22 protein-coding genes are annotated in these 25899 nt (G+C 68.9%); 12 read left to right on the top strand and 10 right to left on the bottom strand.

Annotated elements, in window-relative coordinates; all coding sequences use genetic code 11:
- Nucleotides 1–112: 112 nt before the first annotated feature.
- Together ychF and ACFVMC_RS09105 are read right to left on the bottom strand one after the other, a co-directional pair.
- Nucleotides 113–1192 (bottom strand): redox-regulated ATPase YchF, encoded by a 1080-nt coding sequence (ychF, locus tag ACFVMC_RS09110; RefSeq protein WP_379208403.1) that lies wholly within the window; start codon nt 1190–1192, stop codon nt 113–115.
- Nucleotides 1193–1213: 21 nt separating this feature from the next.
- Nucleotides 1214–2134 (bottom strand): zinc-binding alcohol dehydrogenase family protein, encoded by a 921-nt coding sequence (locus ACFVMC_RS09105; RefSeq protein ID WP_379208401.1) that lies wholly within the window; start codon nt 2132–2134, stop codon nt 1214–1216.
- 165 nt (nt 2135–2299) lie between these two features.
- Here ACFVMC_RS09105 and ACFVMC_RS09100 point away from each other — a divergent pair, with 165 nt between their 5' ends.
- Both ACFVMC_RS09100 and ACFVMC_RS09095 read left to right on the top strand, forming a co-directional pair.
- Nucleotides 2300–3136 carry a helix-turn-helix domain-containing protein gene (locus ACFVMC_RS09100; protein ID WP_379208399.1) on the top strand — a complete coding sequence of 279 codons (837 nt, stop codon included), beginning with the start codon at nt 2300–2302 and terminating at the stop codon, nt 3134–3136.
- 54 nt (nt 3137–3190) lie between these two features.
- Nucleotides 3191–3604 (top strand): VOC family protein, encoded by a 414-nt coding sequence (locus ACFVMC_RS09095; protein WP_379208397.1) that lies wholly within the window; start codon nt 3191–3193, stop codon nt 3602–3604.
- Here the strand turns inward: ACFVMC_RS09095 and ACFVMC_RS09090 are convergent, their stop codons facing one another.
- From ACFVMC_RS09090 to ACFVMC_RS09075, 4 genes are all read right to left on the bottom strand, one after another.
- A complete protein-coding gene (locus ACFVMC_RS09090; RefSeq protein WP_379208395.1) occupies nt 3605–5095 on the bottom strand; it encodes a serine/threonine-protein kinase in 1491 nt (496 codons plus the stop codon).
- Nucleotides 5096–5215: 120 nt separating this feature from the next.
- On the bottom strand, nt 5216–6052 hold the full coding sequence (locus ACFVMC_RS09085) for a carbohydrate ABC transporter permease (RefSeq protein WP_379208393.1): 837 nt from the start codon (nt 6050–6052) through the stop codon (nt 5216–5218).
- A complete protein-coding gene (locus ACFVMC_RS09080; protein ID WP_379209474.1) occupies nt 6049–6927 on the bottom strand; it encodes a carbohydrate ABC transporter permease in 879 nt (292 codons plus the stop codon). The genes ACFVMC_RS09085 and ACFVMC_RS09080 overlap by 4 nt, the downstream gene beginning before the upstream one ends.
- Nucleotides 6928–7057: 130 nt before the next feature.
- Nucleotides 7058–8347: an ABC transporter substrate-binding protein gene (locus ACFVMC_RS09075; protein WP_379209473.1), complete on the bottom strand. Its 1290-nt coding sequence runs from the start codon at nt 8345–8347 to the stop codon at nt 7058–7060.
- Between the two features lie 382 nt (nt 8348–8729).
- Here ACFVMC_RS09075 and ACFVMC_RS09070 point away from each other — a divergent pair, with 382 nt between their 5' ends.
- The 4 genes from ACFVMC_RS09070 to ACFVMC_RS09055 all read left to right on the top strand — a co-directional run bounded on the left by ACFVMC_RS09070 (nt 8730) and on the right by ACFVMC_RS09055 (nt 13422).
- The gene (locus ACFVMC_RS09070) at nt 8730–11009 is read left to right on the top strand and encodes a carbon starvation CstA family protein (RefSeq protein WP_379208391.1); all 2280 of its coding nucleotides are present in this window, start codon (nt 8730–8732) and stop codon (nt 11007–11009) included.
- A gap of 92 nt (nt 11010–11101) precedes the next feature.
- Entirely contained in the window at nt 11102–11281 is a 180-nt protein-coding gene (locus tag ACFVMC_RS09065; protein ID WP_379209472.1) for a YbdD/YjiX family protein, read from the top strand.
- Between the two features lie 120 nt (nt 11282–11401).
- The gene (locus ACFVMC_RS09060; protein WP_379208389.1) at nt 11402–12919 is read left to right on the top strand and encodes an Ada metal-binding domain-containing protein; all 1518 of its coding nucleotides are present in this window, start codon (nt 11402–11404) and stop codon (nt 12917–12919) included.
- A complete protein-coding gene (locus ACFVMC_RS09055) occupies nt 12916–13422 on the top strand; it encodes a methylated-DNA--[protein]-cysteine S-methyltransferase (protein ID WP_379208387.1) in 507 nt (168 codons plus the stop codon). Before ACFVMC_RS09060 ends, ACFVMC_RS09055 begins: the two co-directional genes overlap by 4 nt.
- Nucleotides 13423–13469: 47 nt before the next feature.
- Here ACFVMC_RS09055 and ACFVMC_RS09050 read toward each other — a convergent pair whose 3' ends face one another.
- Together ACFVMC_RS09050 and ACFVMC_RS09045 are read right to left on the bottom strand one after the other, a co-directional pair.
- Nucleotides 13470–16547, bottom strand: coding sequence for an AAA family ATPase (locus tag ACFVMC_RS09050; protein ID WP_379208386.1), 3078 nt, complete (start codon nt 16545–16547; stop codon nt 13470–13472).
- The gene (locus ACFVMC_RS09045; protein WP_379208384.1) at nt 16544–17719 is read right to left on the bottom strand and encodes an exonuclease SbcCD subunit D; all 1176 of its coding nucleotides are present in this window, start codon (nt 17717–17719) and stop codon (nt 16544–16546) included. The genes ACFVMC_RS09050 and ACFVMC_RS09045 overlap by 4 nt, the downstream gene beginning before the upstream one ends.
- A 288-nt stretch (nt 17720–18007) precedes the next feature.
- Here ACFVMC_RS09045 and ACFVMC_RS09040 point away from each other — a divergent pair, with 288 nt between their 5' ends.
- Nucleotides 18008–19165, top strand: a complete 1158-nt coding sequence (locus tag ACFVMC_RS09040; protein ID WP_379208382.1) for a DNA recombination protein RmuC — start codon at nt 18008–18010, stop codon at nt 19163–19165.
- A 64-nt stretch (nt 19166–19229) separates the two neighbouring features.
- On the top strand, nt 19230–20069 hold the full coding sequence (locus tag ACFVMC_RS09035; RefSeq protein ID WP_379208381.1) for a DUF6542 domain-containing protein: 840 nt from the start codon (nt 19230–19232) through the stop codon (nt 20067–20069).
- 1 nt (nt 20070) lies between these two features.
- On the opposite strand, the gene ACFVMC_RS09030 is transcribed toward ACFVMC_RS09035, so the two are convergent.
- Complete coding sequence (locus ACFVMC_RS09030; RefSeq protein ID WP_379208379.1) at nt 20071–21081, bottom strand: 4-hydroxy-3-methylbut-2-enyl diphosphate reductase; 1011 nt, start codon at nt 21079–21081, stop codon at nt 20071–20073.
- 123 nt (nt 21082–21204) lie between these two features.
- Between ACFVMC_RS09030 and ACFVMC_RS09025 the strand changes: the two genes are divergently transcribed.
- From ACFVMC_RS09025 to ACFVMC_RS09015, 3 genes are all read left to right on the top strand, one after another.
- Nucleotides 21205–21816, top strand: a complete 612-nt coding sequence (locus ACFVMC_RS09025) for a lipid droplet-associated protein (RefSeq protein WP_379208377.1) — start codon at nt 21205–21207, stop codon at nt 21814–21816.
- 604 nt (nt 21817–22420) lie between these two features.
- Nucleotides 22421–23695, top strand: coding sequence for an exodeoxyribonuclease VII large subunit (gene xseA, locus ACFVMC_RS09020; RefSeq protein WP_379208375.1), 1275 nt, complete (start codon nt 22421–22423; stop codon nt 23693–23695).
- Nucleotides 23692–23937 carry an exodeoxyribonuclease VII small subunit gene (locus tag ACFVMC_RS09015; RefSeq protein ID WP_379208373.1) on the top strand — a complete coding sequence of 82 codons (246 nt, stop codon included), beginning with the start codon at nt 23692–23694 and terminating at the stop codon, nt 23935–23937. The genes xseA and ACFVMC_RS09015 overlap by 4 nt, the downstream gene beginning before the upstream one ends.
- 25 nt (nt 23938–23962) lie before the next feature.
- Here the strand turns inward: ACFVMC_RS09015 and ACFVMC_RS09010 are convergent, their stop codons facing one another.
- Nucleotides 23963–24529, bottom strand: coding sequence for a DUF4245 domain-containing protein (locus ACFVMC_RS09010; protein WP_379208371.1), 567 nt, complete (start codon nt 24527–24529; stop codon nt 23963–23965).
- Nucleotides 24530–24639: 110 nt separating this feature from the next.
- Here ACFVMC_RS09010 and glpX point away from each other — a divergent pair, with 110 nt between their 5' ends.
- Nucleotides 24640–25680: a class II fructose-bisphosphatase gene (gene glpX, locus ACFVMC_RS09005; RefSeq protein ID WP_379208369.1), complete on the top strand. Its 1041-nt coding sequence runs from the start codon at nt 24640–24642 to the stop codon at nt 25678–25680.
- The last annotated feature ends 219 nt before the right edge of the window (nt 25681–25899 follow it).

Raw genomic sequence — 25899 nt, 5'->3', positions numbered from 1 at the left:
CACACCCCGTGCGGCCTACTCCAATGGATAAAACTTGTCAAACAAGCTTACAGCAACAAATTCAACGAAGCTTGTTTGACAAGTCAAAAGAAGTGCGCTATATGGCGGTATCTTACACGTTGAAGCGGAACTCGACGACGTCGCCGTCGACCATGACGTAGTCCTTGCCTTCCATTCGGACCTTTCCGGCGGACTTGGCGGCGGACATGGAGCCGGCGGTGATGAGGTCGTCGAAAGCGACGATTTCGGCTTTGATGAAGCCGCGTTCGAAGTCGGTGTGGATGACGCCGGCAGCTTTGGGGGCGGTGTCGCCCTGGTGGATGGTCCAGGCGCGGGCCTCTTTGGGGCCTGCCGTGAGGTAGGTCTGCAGGCCGAGGGTGTGGAAGCCGGCGCGGGCCAGGGCGTGCAGGCCGGGTTCGGTCTGGCCGATGGATTCCAGGAGTTCCAGGGCGGATTCGTCGTCGAGTTCGAGCAGTTCGGCTTCGACCTTGGCGTCGAGGAAGACGGCGTCGGCGGGGGCGACGGCGGCCTTCAACTCGGCGACCTTCGCGGCGTCGGTGAGCACCGATTCGTCGGCGTTGAAGACGTAGAGGAACGGCTTGGTGGTGAGCAGCGAGAGCTCTTTGAGCAACTCGGTGTCGACCTTGGAACCGGCCGCGAACAACGTGGTGCCCTCGTTGAGCACCTCCTGCGCCAGCTTGGCGGCGTCGGCGATCGGCTTGCGATCCTTCTTGATCTTGGCTTCCTTCTCGAAGCGCGGAACCGCCTTCTCCAAGGTCTGCAGGTCGGCGAGGATCAGCTCGGTCTCGATGACCTCGATGTCGGCCATCGGATCGACCTTGCCGTCGACGTGGATCACATCGTCGTCGGCGAACACCCGCACCACCTGGCAGATGGCGTCGGCCTCACGGATATTCGCGAGGAACTTGTTGCCGAGCCCGGCGCCTTCGGAGGCGCCCTTCACGATGCCCGCGATATCGACGAAGGACACCACGGCCGGGACGGTGCGCTCGGAGCCGAAGACCTCGGCGAGCCGGTCCAGCCGCGGATCGGGCAGCGGCACCACCCCGACGTTCGGCTCGATGGTCGCGAACGGGTAGTTCGCGGCCAGCACGTCGTTCTTGGTCAGCGCGTTGAAGAGCGTCGACTTTCCGACGTTGGGCAGGCCGACGATTCCGAGGGTGAGACTCACGAGTAGGAGAGTCTACCCACCTCAGGGAATGAGAACGACTTTGCCCAGGTTGGCGCGGGCTTCGACGAGCGCGTGGGCCGCGGCGGCGTCGGTGAGCGCGAACTCGGTGTGCACGGGCCGCACCTGGCCGGAGGCGAAATACTGCCAGAGTTCGTCGCGCCAGTGGCGATAGATCTCGGGCGTGGTTTCGGCGACGCGGCGGATCTGGAATCCGATGACCGCCTTGGCTTCCGCCAGCAGATCGTAGGCCTGGATGGTGCCGCCACCGGAGCTGTAGGCGACCAGGCGACCGCCCGGAGCCACCGCGGCGAGCGCCGGACCGAGCAGTTCGCCGCCGACGGCGTCGACCGCGTAGTCGGCGGGTGCGCCCCAGGCCGCGGCGTCGTAGGTGACGACCTCGTCGGCGCCGAGTTCGCGCACGAAATCGGCTTTGGCGAGATCGGAGACCGCGCCGACCACGTGCGACGCACCCCGTACCCGCGCCAGCTGCACCGCCAGGTGCCCGACCCCGCTGGCCGCCGCGGTGATCAGCGCGGTCTCGCCGGCTTCGGGCCGCGCGGCATCGATCGCGCCGAGAGCTACCAGTCCGCTACGCACCAGTGCGACGGCGTCGACAGCGGAGGCCCCATCCGGAATCGGGGAGGCCATGCGCGCGGCGACGATGGCATAGTCGGCATAACCGTGCCCGAAGCACAGACCGACGACCCGATAGCCGGGCGTATAGCCCGTCACGCCGTCACCGACCGCGACGACCTCACCCGCGATCTCTCCGCCGAGCGGGATCGGATCGGCTGACTCGCGCACCTTCCGGACGACGGGCAGGGTCACGCCGATGGCCTGCACTTTGACCAGCAGCTCGCCGGGCCCGGGTGTCGGCACCTCGGCCGAGAACAGCTCGAGCACGTCCGGACCACCGCTGCGCTCGTACCCGACCCGCCGCATCACACCTCCACATAACCGTCAGAACGCGTAACGGTAACTGGGCAGCAACTGGATCCGGCACACCGTGACCCGGACATGTGCGACATCTCACCGCCGCGTCGACGGCGGTGTGCGGCGGTCGGCGGCGGGGTTGCGCGCACGGCACGGCGGCGTAGCGTGACCGTCATGGAGCCGACCACGGAGGTGGTGACGGCACGGCCCGCCCCCGCGCTGGCCGGGTTCATCGACCACTATCTGGGTTACCGGATGACCGGGTACGCGCCCGGCGTCCATCGGGGCCTGCCCTCGCGTCATCTGACCTTCATCGTCGCCATCGGGCCGACCATCGACGTTGTCGCCCAGACCGATCCGGGCCAGCGTCCACAGGACTACCGCTGCGTCGTCAGCGGTTTGCAGGCGAGCGCGGCGACCATCGCGCACCGCGGGGACCAGGAGGGGGTGGCGATCGCGCTGACCCCGCTCGGTGCCCGCACGCTGTTCGGGCTGCCCGCGGGTGAGCTGTGGAATCTGTCCCTGGAGTTCGCGGATGTGGCCGGTCCGATCGGCGACGAACTGTGGGAACGTCTCCAAGGCCCGGCGCCCTGGCCGCGCCGCTTCGCGGTGTGCGACCAGATGCTCACGGCGCTCGCCCGCCCCGGCCGCCTCGTCACCCCCGAATTGACCTGGGCCTGGCGCAAGGTCGTGGATTCCGGCGGCACCGTCGGCATCGGCGCGCTGGCCGCCGACATCGGCTGGTCCCGGCAGCATCTCGCGCGCCGCTTCGGCACCGAGTTCGGGTTGAGCCCGAAGCTCGCGGCGCGCGTCACCCGGTTCGAACGGGCCCGGCGGATGATCGCGCACACCCCGTCGTTCGTCACGATCGCCCAGGTCGCGGCGACCTGTGGCTACTACGACCAGGCGCATCTCGATCGCGATTTCGCCGAGCTGGCCGGATGCAGTCCGACGACCTGGCTGGCCGAGGAGGTGCCCACCCGTGACCCGAATACCGCCCTTATCGAATGACGCCGGTTCCAATCGTCCAAGCCGAAGAAGGTCGCTCCGGACGACCCTGGATCCATGACTGATCCAGCATCGACCGACATCGCCTGCATCTGGCCCTGCCTCGCGCTGACCGACGCGCGCGGCACCACCGCGTTTCTGGTGAAAGCGTTCGGTTTCGTGGAGACCGCGATGTATGCCCGCGCGGACGACCCGGCCGTCGTCGAACACGGCGAACTGCGGTGGCCGCTCGGCGGGGGCATCATGATCGGCTCCACCGGACGCGACGATTCCCCGTTCGGCACGCGGCCGCCGGGCACCTACAACCTCTACGTCGTCTGTGCGGACCCCGACGAATTGTTCGAACGCGCCACCGCCGCGGGCGCGGAGGTCGTGCGCGGCCTGAAAGACGAGGATTACGGCTCGCGTGGTTTCACGGTCAGCGATCCGGAGGGCAATCTCTGGAGTTTCGGCACCTACCGCGGCGCATAGCTAGTCCAGGGTGGTCGACTTCCACCAGCCGACCACGTCCTGCCGCTCGCTGGAGCTTCTGGGGCGCGAGTACATCAGGAACGGCGCTCGATCCGAAGTGTCCAGGAAGACCGTCACGATAGCCTCGCCCCAGTACGATTTGACCCGGTAGTTGGTGTAGGACCGGCCGTTGTTGTCCGCGGTGAACTTGTTCTTCGGGTCGAGCAGGGCCACCACCGCCTGCACGTCGGCGGCGGATTTGTAGGCGTAGATCCGGAAGGTCGGGTCCTTGTAGTCACCGCCGGACTCGCATTCCCAACCCGCTGTCCAGCGACCGAAATCCAGGCCGTCGTCCTCACGGTCGACGCCCTTGCCGTCCTTGCTGCTCTTACAACTGGCGCCGCGATAGCCCTCTTTGCGCGCCGTATCGACCGGCACCATCTTGGGGAAGGCTGTCCAGATGGCGGCGTGATCGCCGGACGAGACCTGCGTCGACGATTCCGAATTGCCGTACGCGGCGAAGAGCGCGGCGGCCAGGCCGAGGACGACGACCAGCGCACCCGCGCCGAGCGCGGCCAGCAGCCGGGTGCGCCGACGAGGCGCCGGCACCGGATGCGCCTGCGTGGTCGGGTCCACCGGCCGCAGCGGCCGGGTCGCATCGGCGATCACGGTCGGCTCGGTCGAGACGCCGAGCGCGCGCCGGACCGCGGTCGCGAATTCGGTGCAACTGGTGAACCGCTGTTCCGGCCGCTTGGCCAGCGCCCGAGCCAGGACCGCGTCGAGCGCCGGAGGGAGGTCGGGCCGCATCGCACTCAACACCGGGATTGCGTCGTAGAGGTGCCCCTGCATCACCACCGCCGGATGCTCCGCGGTGTAGGGCGGGGTGCCGGTGAGCAACCGGAACAGCGTGCAGGCCAGGGAATACTGATCGACCCGCGCGTCGAGTTCGGTTCCGGAGAGCTGTTCGGGTGCGGCGTAGGCGAGGGTGGCGGTGAAGCTGCCGGTGCGGGTCAGGTGACCGCCGTCGTCGCGCAGGCGCGCGATGCCGAAGTCGCCCAGCAGAACTCGCTCGGGGCGGCCGTCGGCGGGGTGCTCCAGCAGGATGTTGGCGGGCTTCACGTCGCGGTGCAGCACCCCCTTGCTGTGCGCGTGGTCCAGGGCCTCGGCGACCTGGCCGATGATGTGCACGGCGCGTTCCGCGGGCATCGGCGCCGGGATGGCCGACGCGTCCGCGCCCTCGACGTACTGCATGGCGATCCATAGCTGTTCGCCGACCGCGCCTCGGTCGTACACCGAGACGATGTTCGGATGTTCCAGCCGCGCGGCCAGTTCCGCTTCGCGCTCGAACCGGCCGCGGCTCTCCGCGTCGGAGAACAGTTCGGGGTTCAGCACTTTCAGGACGGTCCGCCGGGGCAGCCGGGGATGGCGCGCCAGATAGACGGTCCCCATTCCGCCGCGACCCAACTCTCGTTCGATCACATAGTCGGCGAACACCTCACCGTTGCGTAACATCTCGAGCTCCAACCCGTGGACAGCAAGCTTCCCCTCGACCCGCCGGGCCGGCATCGACAGCCATCGTCACCTATCGGGGCATGCTCTGCCAACTCGGTATTCGCCCTGAGTTCCAGGGGCTCAGCGACCGCCCATCCCGGACATCGCGATGCCGCGGACGAACGCGCGCTGCGCGATCGCGTAGAGCACGAGCAGCGGCAGCATGATGACGATTGCGGTGGCCATGAGCAGGGGCCACTGGGTGTGGTACTGCCCCTGCAGGCGTACCAGCCCGAGGGTGGCGGTGGCGATCTCGTTGCGCTGGATCATGATCAGCGGCCAGAGGAAATCGTTCCAGACCGTGATCCAGGTCAGCACCGCCAGCACCATCAGGGCGGGGCGGGTGTGCGGCAGCAGGACCCGCCAGTACACCTGCCAGGTACTGCATCCGTCGAGGATGGCGGCTTCCTCCAATTCCGCTGGGAGCGTGCGGAAGAACTGGCGCATGAGATACGTGCCGAAGGCGCTGCCGAACAAGCCGGGGACGATCATCGACCACGGGGTGTCCACCCAGCCCAGCGCACGCATGAGCAGGAACTGCGGTATCACCGTGACGGTCAGCGGCACCATGAGTGTGGCGAGGTAGGCCACGAACAGCACCTCCCGGCCCCGGAAACGCAAGCGCGCGAACGCGTATCCGGCCAGCGAGCAGAAGAACACCTGCCCGGCGGTTACGCACAGCGCGTACACCGTGGTGTTGAGCAGCATTCGGCCCAGCGGCAGCAACTCGAAGACCTCGCCGTAGTTGGCCCACCGCGGGCGCTCGGGCAGCAGTGCGGCGTCGGCGATCTCACCGTCACGTTTCAGCGAACCGGACAGCGCCCACAGGATCGGCAGCAAAGCGCACCAGGCGATCGCGGTGAGCGCGAGGTAGGCGAGCACACCGCCGCACAGCCGCCGCAGGATCCTGGCGTTCACAGCTCGACCTCCGAACGGCGCGCGAAGCGCAGCTGCAGCAGGGTCGCGATCAGCAGGATCGCGAAGATCACCCAGGCCAGCGCCGCCGCGTATCCCACCTCGTAGAACCCGAAGGCGTGCTGGAACAACATGATTCCGAGCAGGTAGGTGCCGGTCTCCGGTCCGCCGCCGCTGCCGGTCAGGGCGTACGCCTGATCGAAGGCCTGCACCGAGTTGATCACCGTGATGACGAAGACGAACGACAGCGGCCCCCGGATCAGCGGCACCGTCACCGACCGGAAGCGGCGCAGCGCACCCGCACCGTCGATCTCGGCCGCCTCGTACAGCTGCTCCGGCACTCCTTGCAACGCGGCCAGCAGAATGACCGTCGCGAAAGGGACGCTCTTCCAGACGGTCACGATGCTCAGCGCCACCAGCGCCCAGTTCGGATCGGTCAGCCACGGCACCGGATCGACGCCGATCCCGCCGAGCAGCAGGTTCAGCAGACCGTCATCGGTGGTGAACATGAACCGCCACACCACCGCCATGGCGACCGTGGAGGCGACCAGCGGCAGGAACGCGATAGTGCGAAACAGGGCTATCCCCCGCAGTTTTCGATTCAACACCGCCGCCACCGCCAGGCCGATCGCGACGGTCGGTACCAGGGTCAGCACGGTGAACAGCGCCGTATTGCGCAGGGCGATCAAGAACAGCGGATCCGAACCGAACAGACGCCGGTAGTTCGCGACGCCGACGAAGCGTGGCGGACCGAACAGATCCCAGGAATGAAAGCTCAGATACAGCGAGAACCCGAGCGGGAACACCAGAAAGACCAGCACCGCGGCGAGATTCGGCGCGATGAACACCCATCCGGCCCGCTCGCGCCGCTGCGCCAGGCGATCACGCGTCGCGCGAGCTCGGGATTCGGCAGGGCGTCCGGTGTGCGCGGGCCGGTGCTCGATGCGGCCGGGCGCCCACTGTTCGGCGGACGACTTCGCGCCGGCCGCCGGATCCTGCCGCCTCAGTTCAAGCATGCGACTCCAGAAGCGCGTCGATATCGGAAGTGACAGTGCCGCCCAGTGATTCGGCGGTGGCCGCGCCGCGCAGCACCCGATTGCCGCTGCGTTCCAGCAGCGCCGACACCTTCCCCCAGGTCGGTGTCACCGGCAGCGGACGGGAGGCCGCGGGCCCGCCGGTCATCACCTCGAGGTTGCCGATCGCCCGGTGCGCGGCGGCGAATCCGGGTGCGACCATCACCGATTCCAGTACCGGGACGAACAGCCCGGAGGCGGCGACGATCGCCTGCCCGACCGGCCCCGTCGCGAATTTCACGAACTCCCAGGCCTGGTCGATCCGCGGACTGTCGGCGGCGATCGAGAGTCCGGTGCACCCGACATCGGTGATCGCGCCCGGCCCACCCGCCGGCCCGCGCGGCAGCACCGTCAGATCGATATCGAGATCGTCGTGCCCGGCGAACTCCGAATACAGCCAGTGCCCGCCCAGCGCCAGGGCGGCCCGGCCCCGGCGGAACAGATCCGGTGCCGAAACTGACTGCTGGTCAGCAACTTTCGGTGCAACGCGGTGTCGAACCGCCAGATCCGCGTAGAACTGGAATCCGGCCGCGAACCGCGGATCACCGAGATTCGTCCGGGTCGGGTTCACGGCGGGAGTGAACCACTCGGCGCCGTTGTTCATCCCGAAGCAGGCGGCCGAGAAGTACGGCACCCAGGCATCGGCGAAACCCCATTGCCGAGTGCGGTCACCGGTTCGTCGCGTGAGTTCCTTTGTTGCGGAAAGGAATTCGTCGAAGCTCCAGGCATCGCCCCAGCGCGCGGGCGGCACGATCCCCGCCTCGGCACACAGCCGCCGGTTGTAATAGAGGAACACGCCGGACCACTGCTCCGGCAGGGCATATTGACCACCGCCGTAGCTGAAGGTGTCGTACAGCGTCGGGAAGCTGTCCCGGCGCAGCTGGGCGGCATAGCCGGGTTCGCGATCGAGCAGGGTCCGCAGGTCCAGCAGGACGCCCCGGTCGGCCAGCCCGGCGTACAGCAACTCCCAGGCCATCATCACGTCCGGGCATTTGCCGCCCGCGCAGTAGGTGAGCATCTGCTGGAGCGGATCCGGGCCGGACATAATGGTGCGGACCTTGATCTCGGGGTGCCGCGCGCGGAACTCCTCGATGATCCGCAGCCGCACCCGGGCCTCCTCCGGCCGGGCCTGGAAGAAGAAGGTCAGCGCGTCGTCGTCGGCGCCACACCCGCCCACCGCCCACGGCGCGGCCAGGGCGGCCCCGAGCAGCGTTCGCCGCCGCAGCGCGGTCACGAGGCGAGCGTCATCGTCAGGATCTACCGTTCTTCGAGCGTCGAAGTGGACTGTCATTGACGGGCAGCAGCATACTTACGGCAAAAGACGCGGCGACCGCCGGGCGCGGGACGGCGACCGCTCGTCGCATCAGATCGACCGTTCATCCGATCCGAATGTTCAGAGCTGCTTAAGCCTCTCCGAAGCCGCTGGCGTGAGGTGAGGCGGCGTGGCAGCATACGCACGGCTAGAACGCAGGTGACGGCGGACACACTCGACCGAAACCGGACACGAGCGGCCGACGGCGCAATTCCACTCGGCGCGGGTGCTCGATCGGTTACGGTTTTTTCTGGTTTCTGCTGGATCCTGCGCTTTTTCAGGAGATGAGGGCTCGATGGCGACAATCGAATATCTGCGGACAGACCCAGATCTACCCCCGGTCGGCGTAGTCGACAAGCGGCCGATCACAGCGAAGATGAAGGCGATCTTCGCCGCGATCGCGCTACTCGGCGCCGGTGCCTGGGCGTATATCGCCGTCGCACGCGGTGAGTCGGTCAATTCGGTGTGGATCGTCGTCGCGGCGGTGTGTACCTACGTCACCGCGTACCGCTTCTACGCCAAGTTCATCGAGTGGAAGATCACCAAGCCCCGCGACGACCTGGCTACCCCTGCCGAGATCCTGGAGAACGGCAAGGACTACATGCCGATGGACCGGCGGGTCCTCTACGGCCACCACTTCGCCGCCATCGCCGGCGCCGGACCGCTGGTCGGTCCCGTGCTCGCCGCGCAGATGGGCTATCTGCCGGGCACCATCTGGATCGTCGTCGGCGTGGTCTTCGCGGGCGCGGTGCAGGACTACCTGGTGCTGTGGGCCTCCACCAAGCGGCGCGGGCGCAGCCTCGGGCAGATGGCCCGCGACGAACTCGGCGCGATCGGCGGCGTGGCCGCCATCGTCGGCATCCTCGTGATCATGATGATCCTGCTGGCGGTGCTGGCCCTGGTCGTCGTGAACGCCTTGGCCGAGAGCCCGTGGGGCGTCTTCTCCATCGGCATGACCATCCCGATCGCGCTGTTCATGGGCGTCTACCTGCGGTTCCTGCGGCCGGGCGCGGTCGGCGAGGTCTCCGCGATCGGCATCGTGCTGCTGCTGCTGGCCATCGTCTCCGGCGGCTGGGTCTCCGAAACCGCCTGGGGCGAGGACTGGTTCACCCTGTCCAAGGTCACCATCGCCTGGCTGCTGATCGCCTACGGCTTCTTCGCCTCGGTGCTGCCGGTGTGGCTGCTGCTCGCCCCGCGCGACTACCTGTCGACCTTCATGAAGATCGGCACCATCGGCCTGCTGGCCATCGGCATCCTGATCACCATGCCGGTGCTGAAGGCCCCCGCGGTGTCGGAGTTCGCCTTCGACAAGACCGGTCCGGCCTTCGCAGGCAGCCTGTTCCCGTTCCTGTTCATCACCATCGCCTGCGGCGCGCTGTCCGGTTTCCACGCTCTGGTGTCCTCGGGCACCACGCCGAAGCTGCTGGCCAAGGAATCGCATGCGCGGATGATCGGCTACGGCGGCATGCTGATGGAGTCGTTCGTCGCGGTCATGGCGATCATCACGGCCACGATCATCGACCAGCACCTGTACTTCGGTATGAACGCGGCGGCCGGTCTCACCGGCGGCACGCCGGAAAAGGCCGCGGCCTACACCAATTCGCTCGGTCTGTCCGGTCCGCCCGCCACCCCCGAGACCTTCAGCAACGCCGCCTCGGAACTCGGCGAGAAGTCGATCGTCTCGCGCACCGGTGGCGCGCCCACGCTGGCCGTCGGCATCTCCGAGGTGTTCAGCAAGTTCCTCGGCGGCTCCGGCATGAAGTCGTTCTGGTACCACTTCGCGATCATGTTCGAGGCGCTGTTCATCCTCACCACGATCGACGCGGGCACCCGTGTCGCGCGCTTCATGGTGTCCGACGCGCTCGGTAACTTCAGCGGCCCGCTGCGCAAGTTCAAGGATCCGTCGTGGCGGGTCGGCGCCTGGGTGTGCTCGCTGCTCGTGGTGATCGGCTGGGGTTCCATTCTGCTGATGGGCGTCAACGATCCGCTCGGCGGCATCAACGCGCTGTACCCACTGTTCGGCATCGCCAACCAGCTGCTGGCGGCGATCGCGCTGACCGTCGTGATGACCATCATCGTGAAGAAGGGCTACGCGAAATGGGCCTGGATTCCAGGCATTCCGCTGGTCTGGGATCTGCTCGTCACGATGACCGCGTCCTGGCAGAAGATCTTCTCCGCCGACCCGAAGGTCGGCTACTGGAAGCAGAACAGCCTCTGTGAGCAGGCCCAGGCCGCCGGGAAGCTGTGCTTGACGGCCAAGACCCCGGAGCAGGTCGACATCGTCGTCCGCAACACCTTCATCCAGGGCACGCTGTCCATCGTGTTCGCGGCCATGGTGCTGATCGTCGCCGTCGTCGGCGTGCTGGTCTGCTACCGGGCCTGGCGCAAGGGCGGCTCGGAAACCACCGAGACGCCGGACGTGCCGTCCAAGATCTTCGAGCCGACCGGGTTCTTCCCGACGGCCGAGGAGAAGGAAGTGCAGAAGCAGTGGGACGAGCTGGTCGCCGCGGGAAAGATTGCCCCGCGCGGTTCCGCGCACGGAGCCGAGAGCCCGGACGTCAGTCTGAGCAAGTGACGAAACCCGCTGTGCCGCAGGGCGGTCGGTCCACCGGACCGGCCGCGCTGCACTCACCCACCCCGCCGGCTGCCAGCCCCGGACGGCGTCTGCTGAACGGGCTGCGCAGCCTGCTGCGGTGGTACAACGCGATCATCGGCGGGCAGGACTACCAGCGCTACGTCGCGCATCTGCGACGCGAACACCCCGGCTGTCCCGTCCCGACCGAGCGGCAGTACTGGCGCGATCGGTACGACGAAGCCGAGAAGAAGCCGCAGAACCGCTGCTGCTGAAGCACACCACAGCGCCCCGGTCACCGTGTAGGTGATCGGGGCGCAGGTGTATTCGGTGCCCGAGGCCCTCGCGCCGCCGTGTCTGATTTCCGCTAGCACGGGCCGCGGAGAGCTGACATTGTGGAATGCGTGACGATCACGGCGTTGGATTTCGAACGGTGCTATCGAGCGGTCTCGACCCGGGACTCCCGCTTCGACGGGCAGTTCTTCACGGCGGTGCGCACCACCGGCATCTACTGCCGGCCATCGTGCCCGGCGATCACCCCCAAACCCGCCAACGTCAGCTTCCTGCCCACCGCGGCGGCCGCCCAGCAGGCCGGGTATCGGGCCTGCCGTCGCTGCCTGCCCGACGCCGCGCCCGGATCACCGCTCTGGAACACACGAGCCGACCTGGCCGCGCGCGCCATGCGGCTGATCGGCGACGGCGTGATCGAGCGTGGCGGCGTACCCGCGCTGGCGGCCACCCTGGGCTACTCGCAGCGACAGCTGACCCGGGTGCTGACCACCGAACTCGGCGCCGGGCCGCTGGCACTGGCCCGAGCCCATCGCGCGCACACGGCGCGGCTGCTGATCCAGACCACCGAGATGCCGATGTCGGACATCGCGTTCGCGGCCGGATTCGCCAGTATCCGGCAGTTCAACGACACGGTCCGCGAGGTGTTCGCGGTCAGCCCGACCGTCATGCGCACCGAGGCGCGCCAGCGAGCCCGGCGGGACGCGGCGCCCACCACCAACGGCGCGCTCACCCTGCGGCTCCCCTTCCGGGAGCCGCTCGATCGGGCCTGGCTGGAATGGTTCCTCGCGGCGCACGTGACGCCCGGTATGGAGCTGTGGGAAGACCGGGTCTACACCCGTGCCCTGCGTACACCGCACGGGCACGCCATCGCGCGGCTCAGCATCCAGAGCGACCATGTACGAGCCGAATTGGCGCTGCACGACATGCGCGATCTCGCCCCCACCGTGGGGCGACTACGGCACCTGCTGGACCTGGACGCCGATCCGATCGGGATCGACGAGGTGCTCGGGGTGCGGGCGGGTGACGGTGGGGAGCGGGAGCCGCGTCGGCCGACGTTCACACCCGGTATCCGGGTGCCCGGTTGCCTGGACGGACCGGAACTGTTGCTGCGCACCATGATCGGGCAGCAGATCTCGGTGTCGGCGGCGGCCACGCACACCGCGCGGCTGGTGGAGACGCTCGGCGAGCCGATCGCCGGGCCGCTGCCGTCCGCACACTCCCCCGCGCGGCTGTTCCCCACCCCGACGGTGATCGCCGAACACGGCGCCGAGGTATTGACCGGCCCCGCCAGACGAATCCGGGCCATTGTCGGCGCGGCCGCCGCACTGACCTCGGGAGAACTGGAGCTACACCAGGGCCGTACCGCCGCCGAACTGCGCCGCGACCTCTTGACCCTCGACGGCGTCGGCCCCTGGACCGCCGACTACGTGACCATGCGCCTGCTCGCCGACCCCGACATCCTGCTCGACACCGACCTGGTGGTGCGGCAGGGGGCGACGCTGCTCGGCCTCGACCTCACCGACACCGCGGGCTACGGCCCGTGGCGTTCCTACCTCAGCATGCACCTGTGGAAAGCGGCGCTCGCCGAGCGAACCCCGCGCTCCCCCAAGCAGAACGGATGACTCGCATGACCACCGCCGACTTCACCACCGTCGACACCCCCATCGGCCCCTTCACCGCCATCGCCGATGCCGACGGCGCCGTCCTCGCCTCCGGCTGGACCGCCGACGCCGAGGGACTGCGCCTGCTCATCCACACCGGTCTGCGACCGGTGGCCGTGCGCGAACGCGATTCGCTCGGCGCGGTGAGCGAGGCCGTAATCGCTTACCACGCAGGCGATCTCACCGCCATCGACGCGATCCCGGTCCGCCAGCGCTCCGGCGAATTCCTCACCCACGCCTGGGAGGTCCTCCGCAAGATCCCTGCGGGCGAGCCGGTTACCTACACCGAATACGCCGCCCTCTCGGGCCGCCCCGCCGCCACCCGGGCCGCTGCCAACGCCTGCGCCCGTAACGCCGCCGCCCTCTTCGTCCCCTGCCACCGCGTCCTGCGCATCGGCGGCGCGCTCGGCGGCTTCCGCTGGGGACTGGAGGCCAAGCGCTGGCTGCTCGACCACGAAGCCTGAACCCTGCGGGCCCGGCTCAGCATTCACCTAGCGCTCGGGTCGCCAGGTCAGGCAACGACGGTTTGCAGGTGGGAGCCGGTGGGAGTGCGTCGCACGTGGAGGCGGCTGGGGATGCGCTGACGCATTTCGTCGACGTGGCTGACCACGCCGACGACGCGGCCGTTGGAGCGGAGTTCGTCGAGGACGCCCATCACGGCGTCCAGGGTGTCGGCATCCAGGCCGCCGAAACCCTCGTCGATGAACAGGGTGTCCAGGACGATTCCGCCGGATTCGGCGGCCACCGTGTCGGCCAGGCCGAGCGCCAAAGACAGTGACGCCATGAAGGTTTCGCCACCCGAGAGGGTTTTCGCAGGGCGGATCGCACCCGTGTAGTCGTCGCGGATATCGAGTCCGAGACCGCCGCGCCGACCACGCGGGCCCGCCTTGTCGGTGTGCACGAATTCGTAACGCCCACCGGACATGCGACGCAGCCGCACCGAACCGGCCAGCGCCACCTCCTCCAACCGGGCCGCGAGCACATAGGAGCGCAGCGACATCCGCCGATTGTTCTCCCCGCGCCCCGCGACCACCTCGGCCAGCCGCGCCAGCTCCTCGTGCGCCTGCTGCCGGGGCGCGATCCGATCGACCTCCGTCCACAACTGAGCACCCAGCTCCTCGAGCGACTGCACCCGCCGCCCGGCCTCCGCGTGCGCCGCCGCCGCCGCATTCGACTCACGCTGCGCCTGCGCCACCGCCGACTCCACCTCCCCCAGGTCGCGGATCTCCGCCACCGCGGCCCCCTGTACCTCGGGTTCGGCCAGTACCGCCTCCGCATGCGCCCGCACCCGATCGGCCGCCACCAACTCGGCATCGATCTCGTTCTGCCACTGCACAGTTCGCGACGCCGCCTTCACCACCGTGGCGTACGCGGTCAGCAGCGCGACATCATCTCGAGGCGCACCAGCAGTCGTCCCCAGCGCCGCGGCGCCGTCCGGGTCGAGGGTGAAACCCGCGGCGTGGGCGAGGGATTCGACACGGGTGGCGATGGTGGTGACGGCTTGGCGGGCGGTGGCGGCGTGGGTGCGGGCTTCGCGGAAGGCGGTAGCGAGCGTGATGAGGGTGTCGATGCGGGTGCGGCGGCGATCGATGGTTTCGTCGGAGCCGGCGGCGGCGCGCAGGCGGGCGGTGAGTTCGGTAAGTCGCGCGGTGGCGGTGGCGATGTGGCTGGTGATGGCGCCGCGGCGGGTTTCGGCGGCCCGGAGCTGGTCGTGCAGGCTGGATTCCTCCGCCCGGACCTGGGTCAATTCGGCAGTGGACCGGTCGGCGAGCGTCGCGGATTCGGCGGCGTCCTCGTAGCGGGCGGTGGCCGAGCGCAGCGCCGCGGCGAGTTCGACGCGGTCGGTGTCGCCGCCCCGGGCGATCAGGCCCTCGATCGCACGTTCCAGCTCGGTGATTCGCGCCAGGACACGATCACGCGCCTCCTCGGCGGTGCGGGCCGTCGCGGCGGCTGCCTCCTCGGCCTCCTTGGAGACCGCGTCCGAGGTCGGCTGAGCGGGTTCGGGGTGCTCGGCCGAACCGCACACGGTGCACGGCAGCCCCTCGCTCAACTGTCCCGCCAGTTCGGCGGCCATGCCGAGCAACCGCCGCTCCCGCAACTCCAGCACACGCTCCCTGGCATCATTGTGCGCGGCCCGGGCCGTTTCGAACTCGATCCGAGCGCGATCCAGATGCTGGCGCCGCCCGGCCAATTCGACGGCGGCCGTAGCCGCGGATTGGAGCCGCTCGCAGTCGGCGGTGAGCGCGGGCAACAGCGCCACCGCCTCGGTGGCTTCCCGCACCCGCTGCTCCAGACCGGCGATCGCCGCGGGCAGTTCGTCCCGCCGCCGGATGAGCGCGCCGATCCGGTCGACGAGTTTCGCGTCTTCGGCACGCAACCCCGCCGTTTCGGCGTTCAGCTCCCCGGCGACAGCGGCGTCGGCGTCGATCTCCTCGAGCGCACCGAGCTGACCGCTCCACCGCCGCACCGCCGCATCGATATCCGCGTCGGGACGTATCTCGGTGTCGGCGAGTAGGTCGGCCGCGCCGACCTCGGCGGCGGCGGGTTCGGTCAGGGCGGACACGAATGCGGTGGCCGCGGAACGCAATTCGGTGTCACAGCGGCGGCCGGCCATGACCGCCTCGCGGGCCTCGGCGATCGCGTCGGCGACCGGTTGGGCGCGGCGTGCGGCCTCCAGTTCGGCCTGGGAGGTCGCGCGCTGTTGCGCCTGTGCCCGGTAGTCGTCGAGTTGACGGCGCGCGGCGGTCATGCGGCGGCGCAGCTCGTGCAGCCGCCGCTGTTCTTCCGCGAGTTTGCCGACCCGTGTCGATTCCTGACGACAGCGTTCGGTTGCCCCGGTCGCGGCGGCCAGGTCGGCGCGGGCGGTGGCGAGCAGATCCTGCGACCAGCCCACCGATTCCAGCAGGCCGACCGACTCGGTGACGCTCAATCCCGCCGCACCGCGAATCTGGGCGATCAACCGCTCGATCCCTTCGCGGCGCTGGTCCAGATCGGCGGCCGAGGCGCGCCGCTTATCCAGGAGCCAGTGCTCGGCGGAGCCGAAACGTTCTGTGTCGAAGAGCTTTTCGAGCAGCTTCTCGCGATCTTCGTTGTCGGCGCGCAGGAATCGCGCGAAGTCGCCCTGCGGCAGCAGCACCACCTGGAAGAACTGATCCGCGCTCATGCCGAGCAACCGAACGATCTCGTCACCGATATCGACGATCCGGGAGAGGTTCTCGCCCTGCCCGTCCAACCAGGCCAGTGTGGCCTTGGCCGGTTCGGTCCGCATACCGGTACCGCGCAGCTTGGGCCGCTCGAATTCGGGGGTTCGGGTGAGCCGCACCCGCCGACCGCCGAGCGTGGCCTCGAGCACCACGTGCGGCGGGGTCTGGTCCGGCGCGTGATCGGAATGCAGGCGTTTGCTCTCCCCGCGCGCGCCGGGCACCCGCCCGTACAGCGCGAACGCGATCGCGTCCAGCACGGTGGTCTTACCCGCGCCGGTCTGCCCGTGCAGCAGGAACAGGCCGTCCGCACCCAGCGCGTCGAAATCCACCACGGTGGCCGCGGCGAACGGGCCGAAGGCTGTCATCTCCAGCCGGTGCAGCCTCATGCGGACAGTTCCCCGAGCAGGGTCGGCTGCGCCGCCCGCTCCGGTTCGGCCACCGCGGCCGCCAGCGCTCGCTCCAACCAGGTCATCTCGCCGTCCGACGGCGCACCGCGGACATCGGTCAGGAAGCTGTGCGCTACATCGGTATCGCGGCGGCCGTGCACCCGCTCACGGTAGCGCAGCTCCGGATTACCTTCCGGCCGTGACCATTCCACGTGCACGGCGTGCGGAAAACGTGTACGCAATGTGCGCAGCGCGTCCACCGGGCGGGCGTGATCGGTCAGCGTGGCCGACACGTAGTGCTCGACCGCATCGGAATACGTGGCGTCGGACAGTAATTCGTCCAGGGTGCCGGTGAGCCGGCTGAGCCCGCGCACCACGGGTAGATCGCGGCGCTGTACCGCGCACAGCCCCGCGTCGTCCAGGTCGACGAGCCACACCGCCTTGCGGTGCGAGTTCTCCGCGAACGAGTAGGGCAGCGGCGAGCCGGAATACCGGACCGACTCCGACAGCGTCTGCGGCGAGTGCAGGTGCCCGAGCGCCACGTAGTCGATGCCGTCGAAGGCGGACATCGGCACGGTCTCCACTCCGCCGACCGAGATGGACCGCTCCGACCCGGTGGCCTCTCCGCCGACGACGAAGGCATGCGCGAGCACCACCGTGCGGATACCGCCGCGCTCGGCGATATCGGCCCGGATCCGGCCCATGGCGGCGTCCAGGATCTCGGCGTGCGAACGCGCCTGCGGCACTCCGAGTTCGGCGCGGGTGATCTCGGGTTCGAGATAGGGGATGCCGTAGCAGGCGAGGTCGCCGTGCGCGTCGGCGAGCATGATCGGCCGATCGACCGCGGCGACGGTGGTGCGCAGATGGAGTCCACCGGCCGCGGCGAAACTGGCGCCCGCGCCGAGCCGGGCCGGGGAATCGTGATTGCCGGAGGTCGCGATGATCTGCGCGCCCGCGGCCCGGATCGCCTCGAAGCCGCGGATGCAGACCGCGATCGCGTCGGCGCTGGGGATGGAGCGGTCGTAGACATCCCCCGGCACGACCACGACGTCCACCGATTCGGCGGCGACCAACTCGGCAATGGCATTCAGCGAACGTGCTTGATCGGCAAGCAGATCGACACCGTGGAAGGTGCGCCCGATATGCCAGTCCGAGGTGTGCAGCAGCCGCATGGCGAAAAACGTAGGCGCACCCACCGACACAATTCAATTGCCGGAGCCCTGATGTCGGATTTGCCGGAGTTTCGATTCGGCGTGTTCCCGGTCGACACGCAGTTCGGGCGTGCCGAAACTCACGACCGCGACGCATATGCCATCAGCGCCCATCCGGGCATTTGCTGCGACACGCCGATCCGTTCACAGTCATTGACATCGAAGCGGTTCAGTCGGTTTGCCGACACCCGCGCTGTGAAGTTGCCAGGGGCCGGAACTTGTCGGTGGCGTGCGGCACTATCTGCTCCCATGACCGCATCGATGCTGATCGCACTGTTGCTGGTATTCACCGCCGGAGCCGGCCTCGGCTGGCTCGGCCACACCGCCCATGCCGGGCAGCGGGCGGCCGCCGCCGAAGCCCGGCTGGCCGCCGCGACCGACAACGAGCGGCTGCTGCGCCAATCCCTGACCGCCGCGAACGAGGATGCGGCGCGCCGCCATTCACACGCGATCGGCGCGCTGGTGGAGCCGCTGCGGGAGGCGGTCGGAGCCCTGGAACAACACATACAGCAGGTCGAGCACAGCCGCATCAACGCCTATTCCGGCCTGCGCGAACAGGTCGCGGGCATGCAGCGCACCTCGCATCAGCTCACCAGCCAGACCGGCCAGCTGGTGGCCGCGCTGCGGGCGCCGCAGGTGCGGGGCCGCTGGGGTGAGATCCAGTTGGAACGCGTGGTCGAACTGGCCGGAATGACCCGGCACTGCGATTTCGACACCCAGGTGAGCCGAGCCGCGCGCGGTGACGGCAGCGCCGACCGCACCGGTACGGTCCGGCCGGATCTGGTGGTGCGGCTCGCGGGCGGGCGGCACATCGTGGTCGACGCCAAGGTGCCGTTCACCGCCTATCTGGACGCCAGCGCGGTCGACGATCCGGACGAGCGCGCCGAGCACCTGCTCCGGCACGCCAAACACCTGCGCGCCCATGTCGATCAACTGGCCGACAAGGCCTACTGGGCGGCCTTCGATCCGTCCCCGGAATTCGTGGTGCTGTTCGTGCCCGGCGATCCGTTCCTCGATGCCGCGCTCACCACCGATTCGAGCCTGTTGGAATACGCGTTCGGCCGCAACGTCATTCTGGCAACCCCGACGACGCTGATCGCGCTGCTGCGCACGGTGGCGTTCAGCTGGCGGCAGGAGGCACTGTCTCGGGATATGGCAAAGATCCAGCAATTGGGCCGGGAGCTCTACTCCCGGCTCGGCATGACCGGCAGGCACCTGGACCGGCTCGGCGCCCAGCTCGGCAAAGCCGTCGACGCGTTCAACTACACGGTGGCATCGGTCGAATCACGCGTGATGGTGACGGCCCGCAAGCTGCACGAGATGGAGATCGCCGAGCAGGAGGTTCCGGCCATCGCACGAGTGGAGGCCTGGCCCCGGGCCGTGGGCTTCGCCGACGCTGACGGTTAGCTCGCTACCGCGGTCGCGTCGTGCCATAACACCGTACGGCGCGACGGCGGTTAGGGTTCATGGTGTGGCTGCTTCCCAACGTGTGCGATCCCGGGTGCCCGCGCCGCAACGGTCGATCCTGCCTTCGGTGCCGGGGATCCCGGTCGGCGCGGCCGTCCTGATCGCGGTTGCCTGCACGTTCCTCGGATTCCTGATCGATGCCAACGGCGATCAGACCGAGCTGACCGGGTCCTTCGCCGCGCTCTATGTGCTGGGCTGCGTGGTCGCGGTGCTCGTCGTTCGCTACCGCGGCCTGTTCGGCACCATGGTGCTGCCGCCGCTGCTGATGTTCTTCGCGGTGCCGCTGGCGTATCAGCAGCTGTCCGGCGGTTCCTCGGCAGGCAAAAAGGATCTGCTGCTGAATCTGGCGATACCGCTGGTGTATCGCTTCCCGACCATGCTACTGGCCACGGCCCTGGTGCTGATCATCGGCGGCCTCCGGATCTACCTGTACCGGCGCGAACAGTCCGCCGAGGACGCGGCCGAAGCCCGCCGCGGTTCGAGCTGGGGCCGCAGCGCCACGACCGGGCGGTCACGGTCGAGCCGCGCCGCCGCGGGCGATCGCGCCGAGCGCCGGACGCGGCGCAACCGACCAGAACCCGACGGCGATCTGGACGACGAGGATCTGCTGCACCAGAAAACCGACAAGTACCCGCCGCCGCGGCTGGGCAAGCGCGGCGCCACACCGGTCGCCGACAGCCCGCCACGAACCGGCAAGTCCGGCCGATCCCGGGAGGGACGCTCGAGCCGGGGCGGCCGCTCGGCCACCCCGCGCAGCGACAATCCGCCGCTGCCCCGCCCGAATGTGCGCTACCGGGAACGGGATCCGGGCAACCCCGAACGCCGCAAACCGGAGAACCTGTAGCTCAGGCGCGGGCAGCGCGCAGCTCGCGCGGCAGCGCGAAGACCAAGGTCTCGTTCGCCGTCGTCACCGGCTGCACCTCGCCGAAACCGTGCCCGGCCAGCATCTCCAGCACGCCCTGCACCAGAATCTCCGGTACCGACGCACCCGAGGTGATGCCGATCGTGCGGACATCGGCCAGCCAGGCCGGATCCACCTCCTTGGCGTAATCCACCAGGTAGGCGGCATTCGCACCGGCATTGAGCGCGACCTCGACCAGCCGCACCGAATTCGAGGAGTTGCGCGAGCCGACCACGATCACCAGATCGCATTCGGGCGCCATGGCTTTCACCGCGACCTGACGATTCTGCGTCGCGTAGCAGATGTCGTCGCTCGGCGGATCCTGCAATCCGGGGAAACGTTCACGCAGCCGCTGCACCGTCTCCATGGTCTCGTCGACGCTGAGCGTGGTCTGCGACAGCCAGATCACCTTCGACTCGTCACGCACGGTGACCTTGTCCACCGCATCCGGGCCGTCCACCAGCTGGACGTGATCGGGGGCCTCACCGGCAGTGCCCTCGACCTCCTCGTGGCCCTCGTGCCCGATCAGCAGAATGTCGAAATCGTCGCGGGCGAAACGCTTGGCTTCCTGATGCACCTTGGTGACCAGCGGACAGGTGGCGTCGATGGTGTGCAGCTTCCGCTCCGCGGCCGTCTCGTGCACCATCGGCGAGACGCCATGTGCGGAGAACACCACCACCTGGCCCTCGGGCACCTCGTCGGTCTCGTCGACGAAGATCACTCCGCGATCGCGCAGCGTCTCCACCACGTGCCGGTTGTGCACGATCTCCTTGCGCACATAGATGGGGGCGCCGTGCTTCTCCAGCGCCTTCTCCACCGTCTCCACGGCGCGGTCCACACCCGCGCAGTAGCCGCGCGGCTCCGCGAGTAGGACGCGTTTCCCGCCATCGGCATCGGTTGATCCGGCACCCGCCGAGCGGGCGATTCCGACGTTCAAAGGTATGGCCGAGGACATGACTCCTAGCTTACTGGCGCACACCGACCGGGACCCGGCCGGATGAGCGGGCGTGACGAGCGGCACGATGTGTCTGTGACAGTAAGTCTTTGCATAGCCGAGCGGATCGGGCAGGCTAGGACCATGTTCCGACCTCCGTTCCTGGCCCGGGTCGCCGCCGGCGCCGCCGTATACGCCCTCGAAGAGACCCGCCGGTTACCCACGGCGGCAATGAATTTCCCGATCACCGCGATCAGTCAGCTGCTGCAGACCACGATGCACGTCCAGCAGTTCGTGACCAGCCTCGCGCTCAAGGGTGACGCCGTGTTCGACCGGCTCGGCAACACCCCGGTCGAACAACCCGAATGGGCCACCTTCGACGAGGATCTGCCCGCCGAGCAACCCGCCGGCTTCGCCGCCAGCCGTTTCGACCTCTACACCGACGGCGAAGCGCCCGGCGCGAGCAACGGCCACGCCGCCGCCGTGACGACCATCACCGTGCCGGAAACCAGCCGGCCCGAGCCCGAACCGGAACCCGTCGCCGCGGCCGAACCGGAACCCGAGGAGATCGCCGAGCCCGAGGTCGCCACCCGCTACGACTACGCGAATATGACCCTCGCCCAGCTGCGCGCCCGCCTGCGCATGCTGACCCTCGACGACCTCGCCGCCCTGCTGACCTACGAACAGCAGACCCGCGCCCGCGCCCCGTTCGTCACCATGCTCACCAACCGCATCGCGACCGTCCGAGCGCAGTAATTTGGCGGCGCGGGCGCCGCGGGTTTGCGGCCCCGTATGTCTCGCATCCGAGCAGCCGAGACTCGCGCTGCGCGCATGCGCTTCGGCTGCTCGGATGCGAGACGGCCGCAAACGGTCGGTCGTAAGACTCCCTCCGGACGGGGCCGGGACGGTTGCGAGCCCCGGGCAGAGCCAGTCGGTCGCAAGACTCCCCCCGGCAGGGCGAGTCGGTCACAAGACACCCTCCGGACGGATCCGGGTGGGCTGTAAGACTTCCTCCGGACAAAGCCGGATCGGTCGCAAGACTCCCTCCGGACAAAGCCGGATCGGCCGCAAGACTCCCTCCGGACGGAGCTGGGCCGATCGGAAGACTTCACACAGACAGAGCGCGTCGGTCGTAAGGCTTTCCACGGACAGAGCGCGTCGGTCGTAAGGCTTTCCACGGACAGAGCGCGTCGGTCGGACGGCTCCCTCCGAACAGGGCTGGGTCTCGGTAGGACTCCCTGGGACAGGGCCGGGCCGATCGGAAGACTTCCTCGGGGCGGGCGCGTCGGGCAGGCGCTAAAGAGGCGTCGCGCCTGCCCGGCGCGCGAGTTGGTCGGGGGCGCCGCGTATATCTAGCTGTATGACTTCCGCCGATCCGCCCGCGAATTCCGCTGAGGCGCCGTGGCCGGTGCGCTCGGTGTCGATGAAGGTGTCGCAGTGGATCGATCGGCTGGGCAGCATCTGGGTCGAGGGGCAGATCACCCAGATCAATCTGCGGCCCGGCACCCGCACCGCGTTCCTGGTGCTGCGCGACCCGTCGGTCGACATGTCCCTGTCGGTGACCTGCGATCCCGAACTCATCCGGAAATCGCCTGTGCCGCTACAGGAGGGCACGCGGGTCGTGGTCTACGGCAAGCTTTCCTTCTTCACCGGCCGGGGCACCATCTCGTTGCGGGTACTCGAGATTCGCCCGGTCGGAGTCGGTGAACTGCTGGCCCGGATCGAACGGTTGAAGGCCCTGCTGTCGGCGGAGGGCCTGTTCGATCCGCGCCTCAAACGTCCGCTGCCCTTTCTGCCCAAGACCGTCGGCCTGATCACCGGCCGGGCCAGCGCGGCCGAGCGAGATGTGCTGACGGTCGCGCAAAATCGGTGGCCCGCAGTACATTTCGATATCCGCAATACGGCGACCCAAGGTCCGCTCGCGGTGCCGCAGATACTCACCGCCCTGGCCGAACTCGATCGCGACCCGGCGGTCGAGGTGATCGTGCTGGCCCGCGGCGGCGGCAGTGTCGAGGATCTGCTCGCCTACTCCGACGAGGCGCTGTGCCGCGCCATCGTCGCCGCCACCACCCCGATCGTCAGCGCCATCGGGCACGAACCGGACAACCCGCTCAGCGATTACGTCGCCGACGTGCGCGCCGCGACGCCGACCGACGCCGCCAAGCGCGTGGTGCCCGACGCGGCGGCCGAGACCGCGGGCGTGCGCGAGCTGCGCGCCCGCTCGGCCGCGGCGTTGCGCGGCTGGGTGGAGCGCGAGGCCCGCGCACTGGCGCAGCTGCGCACCCGCCCGGTGCTGGCCGCGCCGCTGCGTGAAATCGACCGGCGCACAGAGGAAGTCGAACGGCTGCGGGTCTCCGCGCGGCGCAGCGCGGAACAGTTGCTCCGCACCGAGTCCACCGCCGCCCGGCACCTGCGCGAGAAACTCACCGCGGTGGGCCCGGCCGCGACCCTGTCGCGTGGCTACGCTGTCGTCCAGCGGGTGACCGGCTCCGAACGCCATGTCGTCCGCAGCATCGAGGACGCGCCCGCGGGCAGTCAGCTGCGTGTCCGGGTCGCCGACGGCGCCGTGACCGCGGCCGCGCTCGGCGCCCAGGCGCTGGGCGCCCGCACGACCGATACGAGGGAGAGGGAATGACCGTGGCCGACAGCGGCACCGACGCCAATGCCGAGATCGCGAGCTTCGGCTACGAGCGCGCCCGCGACGAACTGGTCAATGTCGTGAAGATGCTGGAACAGGGCGGCCTGGACCTCGACGAGTCACTGACCCTGTGGGAGCGCGGCGAAGCGCTGGCGAATCGCTGCGAAGAACACCTGGCAGGCGCCCGCCGCCGCGTCGAAAACGCGATCTCCCGTTCGGAAGCCGCCGAAGAGGCCTGATCGCCCCGGTGCCCGATCGACACCGTCAGCGGGTAAGCGGCTGGGCCGCGCCGACGGCTTCGGCGAGCGTCTTGAACGCGCCTTCGTTGCCCGCGCCCTTGATCAGGATCCGGACCCCGTCGAGGTCGGCGATCCAGGCGGTTTCCTCGGTGGGCTCGGCGTAGACGGTCCAGCTCTGCCGGCCGATCTGCTGGGTGCCGCTGGCGTAGCGGGAGCCGAGCACGAAGCGGGCCAGGGCCTCCTCGGAGGCGTCGGTCTGGGTCAGCTGCATGTAGGTGCCCTGATGGGTGATATAGCCCACGGTGCTGACCGCGCCCCCGCCCGCGCCCGCGATGGCGGCGCGGCTGCCCGAGTTCGGGGTCCAGTCGGCGGGTACGGCCGGCTTGCGGATCGGGAACTGGAGGGTCTTCGCGTCGGCGGCGAGGGCCGCGTCGATGTCGAAATGCGGGATGGCGCCCTGCGTCGGGCCGTTGGCCGCGAAACTGCACTGGCTGGCCAGTCCGGCAAAAACCACGGCGATCAGCACCAACGGGATCAGGGAGAGGAACAGATCCTTGTAGTTGAGCAGAATGCGTGGCTTTTGGTAGGACACGTCCCCAGTATCCACGCCGGTACGCCCACTGCCGAGCAGGGGTGGCACGAGGCCCGCCCACGTAATGAGACAATCGTCCGGTACGCACTACCCGAGGGAGGCACCCCGCCATGACGGCATCTTCGCCCACCAGCCGCCGCGAGGCACCGGACCGCAACCTTGCGCTCGAACTGGTCCGAGTGACCGAGGCGGGGGCGATGGCCGCGGGCCGCTGGGTCGGCCGCGGCGACAAGGAGGGTGGCGACGGCGCCGCCGTGGACGCGATGCGCCAGCTGGTCGCGACCGTCTCCATGCGCGGCATCGTGGTGATCGGTGAGGGCGAGAAGGACGAAGCGCCCATGCTCTACAACGGCGAGCTGGTCGGCGACGGCACCGGGCCGGAGCTGGACTTCGCGGTCGACCCGATCGACGGCACCACCCTGATGTCCAAGGGTTCGCCGGGCGCCATCGCCGTGCTGGCGGTCGCCGAGCGCGGCGCCATGTTCGACCCGTCGGCCGTGTTCTACATGGAGAAGATCGCGGTCGGCCCGGACGCCGCCGAGGTGATCGATCTGTCGGCCCCGATCGCGGAGAACCTGCGCCGCGTGGCCAAGGCCAAGGGCTCCTCGGTGTCCGATCTCACGGTGTGTGTGCTGGATCGGCCGCGGCACGAGCGCCACATCCGCGAGGTCCGCGAGGCAGGCGCGCGCATCCGCCTCATCTCCGACGGTGACGTGGCCGGCGCCATCGCCACCGCCCGCCCCGATTCCGGTGTCGACATGCTGATCGGTATCGGCGGCACGCCCGAGGGCATCATCGCCGCGGCCGCCATGCGCTGCATGGGCGGCGCGCTGCAGGCCCGCCTCGCGCCCAAGGACGACGCCGAGCGCGAGAAGGCCCTGGCGGCCGGCCACGACCTGGACCGCATTCTGTCCACCGAGGATCTGGTGTCGGGCGAGAACGTCTTCTTCTGCGCCACCGGTGTCACCGACGGTGACCTGCTGCGCGGTGTCCGCTACTTCGGCGGCGGCGCGTCCACCCAGTCCATCGTCATGCGCTCCAAGTCGGGCACGGTCCGCATGATCGACTCGTACCACCGCCTGACCAAGCTGCGTGAGTACAGCTCGGTCGATTTCGACGGCGACGAGGACGCGGCTCCGCCGATGCCCTGACCGACTGCGAACAGAGGCGCGCAGGCAACCGGCCTGCGCGCCTTTTCGTTGCCCGCACCGGGCCAACCTGAACCGCGCAGCGCGCGATGGTGCGGGCCACCGATTTCGGACGTCGGCATTCGACCTGGCGCGGGTAGCTGGATCGGGGATGCGCTCCAAGCTCCGGTAGGGCCGGCAACCCGCCGTTGAGCGATACTCGGCGTGTGGAGTCGATGGGGT

Origin of the sequence: Nocardia sp. NPDC127579, assembly GCF_042672005.1 — a bacterium.
In the GTDB taxonomy this organism is placed as follows: domain Bacteria; phylum Actinomycetota; class Actinomycetes; order Mycobacteriales; family Mycobacteriaceae; genus Nocardia.
Note: the sequence above shows the minus strand (reverse complement) of the source record. Positions and strands in the feature narration are given on the sequence as shown.

Bases quoted from the DNA above. Each gene is read 5' to 3' on its own strand.
- ACFVMC_RS09105 (WP_379208401.1), bottom strand. From the start codon at position 2,134: ATGCGGCGGGTCGGGTACGAGCGCAGCGGTGGTCCGGACGTGCTCGAG.
- ACFVMC_RS09100 (WP_379208399.1), top strand. From the start codon at position 2,300: ATGGAGCCGACCACGGAGGTGGTGACGGCACGGCCCGCCCCCGCGCTG.
- ACFVMC_RS09095 (WP_379208397.1), top strand. From the start codon at position 3,191: ATGACTGATCCAGCATCGACCGACATCGCCTGCATCTGGCCCTGCCTC.
- ACFVMC_RS09090 (WP_379208395.1), bottom strand. From the start codon at position 5,095: ATGTTACGCAACGGTGAGGTGTTCGCCGACTATGTGATCGAACGAGAG.
- ACFVMC_RS09070 (WP_379208391.1), top strand. From the start codon at position 8,730: ATGGCGACAATCGAATATCTGCGGACAGACCCAGATCTACCCCCGGTC.
- ACFVMC_RS09055 (WP_379208387.1), top strand. From the start codon at position 12,916: ATGACTCGCATGACCACCGCCGACTTCACCACCGTCGACACCCCCATC.
- ACFVMC_RS09050 (WP_379208386.1), bottom strand. From the start codon at position 16,547: ATGAGGCTGCACCGGCTGGAGATGACAGCCTTCGGCCCGTTCGCCGCG.
- ACFVMC_RS09045 (WP_379208384.1), bottom strand. From the start codon at position 17,719: ATGCGGCTGCTGCACACCTCGGACTGGCATATCGGGCGCACCTTCCAC.
- ACFVMC_RS09040 (WP_379208382.1), top strand. From the start codon at position 18,008: ATGACCGCATCGATGCTGATCGCACTGTTGCTGGTATTCACCGCCGGA.
- ACFVMC_RS09030 (WP_379208379.1), bottom strand. From the start codon at position 21,081: ATGTCCTCGGCCATACCTTTGAACGTCGGAATCGCCCGCTCGGCGGGT.
- ACFVMC_RS09025 (WP_379208377.1), top strand. From the start codon at position 21,205: ATGTTCCGACCTCCGTTCCTGGCCCGGGTCGCCGCCGGCGCCGCCGTA.
- xseA (WP_379208375.1), top strand. From the start codon at position 22,421: ATGACTTCCGCCGATCCGCCCGCGAATTCCGCTGAGGCGCCGTGGCCG.
- ACFVMC_RS09015 (WP_379208373.1), top strand. From the start codon at position 23,692: ATGACCGTGGCCGACAGCGGCACCGACGCCAATGCCGAGATCGCGAGC.
- glpX (WP_379208369.1), top strand. From the start codon at position 24,640: ATGACGGCATCTTCGCCCACCAGCCGCCGCGAGGCACCGGACCGCAAC.